The following is a 1,338-nucleotide window of genomic DNA, read 5'->3' as shown; positions in this document are numbered from 1 at the left end:
AGGTGCCCCGGCCATGACCACACAGGACCCGATCCGCACGACCGCACCGCGACCACGTGAGCAGGCAGCGACGGGTGTCCGGTCCGGCGGACCGGACGTCACGGGCGGCGGCACCGACCCCGCCGCGCCGGAGCCTGGCCGGCCCCGCCTGCTCTCGTACGTCGCCCGGTGGGGCCGGACGCGACGCTGGCTGCCGCCCGAGGCGCGCCTGGTGCTGGACGTGGGCGCCGCCTTCGGCTACGGCACGGCCGCGTTGCAGGGCCGCAGCCGTCACCGGCGGGTCGTCGGGGTCGAACGGGACCCGACGCACGTGGTGGAGGCGGCCCGCCGCCTGCCGCACATCGAGATGATCTGCGCGGACGCCGCAGCGCTGCCGTTTCCCGATGGCTCCGTCGACGCCGTCGTCCTGCTCGACGTCATCGAGCACGTCGCGGACCCGCCGGCCGTACTGGCCGAGGCGCACCGGGTGCTCCGTGCCGACGGATGGCTGGTGGTGAGCGTGCCGCACCGTGGCCTGCTGGCGCCGCTGGACTCGATGAACGTCTACCCGGCACTGCGCCGCCGCAGACCGTCGTGGCTGCCGCTGGAGTCCGCGGAGGGCTCGGACACCGGCCATCACCAGCACTTCACCCTCGACGAGGTACGGCGGATCCTGGGACCCCGGTTCGCGGTCGACCGAGTGGCGCGCACCGGCCTGGGGCTGGCCGAGCTGTACCACCTCGCCATTCTGGTGGCCTTCAAGGGCCTGCTCCGCTGGCCCCGGGTGTACCAGGTGCTGCTGTTGGGACACCTGGCCGCGTACGTGCTGGACGACCTGCTTCCGCTCGGCCGGGCGAGCTACTACCTGACGGTGCGGGCGCGCGCAGTCGACGGGGGTGCGGGCTGATGAGCCGGTTCCTGGTCACCTGCTGGCCGTTCACCGGGCACGTGTTGCCGCAGCTGAGCATCGCCGTGGCGCTGCGCGAGCGGGGTCACGAGGTGGCCTTCTACACAGGCGAGACCGCCCGGTCCACGATCGAGACGGCCGGCTTCCCGGTCTTCGGGTTCTCCGCCGTCGACGAGCGGCAGGCATACTCGCTGGTCGAGGCGCTGGAGCAGGGCTGGCCCGACCGCCGCCCGAAGCCCGGCCTGCTCCGGGACATCCTGCGGCGCTGGCTGGTGGAGACCATTCCCGACCAGGTGGCCGACCTCGAACCGTTGCTGCACCGCTGGCAGCCGGACGTGCTGGTCACCGACCTGTCGATGTGGGCACCGATCGTGGTGCTCTGGCAACGCGACCACATCCCCGTCGCCCTCTCCAGCACCTTCATGGGTCCACTCATCCCGGGACCGGACGCC

2 protein-coding genes are annotated in these 1,338 nt (G+C 72.9%); both read left to right on the top strand.

The window, feature by feature from the left end; genetic code table 11:
• A partial coding sequence (locus AC507J_RS32245) for a class I SAM-dependent methyltransferase (protein WP_496294331.1) occupies window positions 1-886 on the top strand: 886 nt, incomplete at its 5' end.
• Window positions 886-1,338 (top strand): glycosyltransferase (locus AC507J_RS32240; RefSeq protein ID WP_496294329.1); only part of this gene is annotated, 453 nt, incomplete at its 3' end. The genes AC507J_RS32245 and AC507J_RS32240, both read left to right, overlap by 1 nt.

It is taken from the genome of Micromonospora sp. PRAS1 (assembly GCF_059553435.1).
Note: the sequence above shows the minus strand (reverse complement) of the source record. Positions and strands in the feature narration are given on the sequence as shown.